This is a genomic window from Neisseria sp. P0021.S006 (assembly GCF_051956895.1).
This window is the reverse complement of the sequence record NZ_JBQCWZ010001121.1, coordinates 1-491: the sequence shown is the minus strand read 5'-3', so window position 1 is coordinate 491 and position 491 is coordinate 1. Positions and strand designations below refer to the sequence as shown.

Genomic DNA, 491 nt, shown 5'->3' with positions numbered 1-491 from the left:
TATTGTAAAAACGCGCAGTTTCTCTAATACTCATTTTCCCATTCAAAATAGGTTGAAGAACCTGTAATTTAAATTCGATTGTGTAGTGTTTACCCATAAAAAATCTGCACCTCAATTGTTGGTTTGTTGAGTCCAACTTTTGGGGCGCAGATCAAAATGGGGATGAAATTGCATTTTTCCCACCTGTAACAGGGGGCTAAATGACTGACATTCAAATTTCAGTGCAAGAACAACCTTTTGATCAAAATGCCGTTTACCAATGGCTTTCTGAGCAACATTCGGTTGGCGCAACGGTTATTTTTGTGGGTAAAGTACGTGATCTTAATTTAGGTGATGAGGTATCTAGCTTATATTTGGAACATTATCCTGCAATGACAGAAAAAGCCTTACGTGAAATTGTAGAACAGGCGAAAGCGCGTTGGGATATTCAGCGAGTGTCGGTTATTCATCGTGTTGGGCTTTTACATACTGGTGATGAAATTGTTTTAGTC

1 protein-coding gene is annotated in these 491 nt (G+C 38.7%); it reads left to right on the top strand.

Translation table 11 applies throughout. The features are described from left to right. Nucleotides 1–200 precede the first annotated feature (200 nt). A partial coding sequence (locus tag ACTHUM_RS19055) for a molybdenum cofactor biosynthesis protein MoaE (protein WP_440403842.1) occupies nucleotides 201–491 on the top strand: 291 nt, incomplete at its 3' end.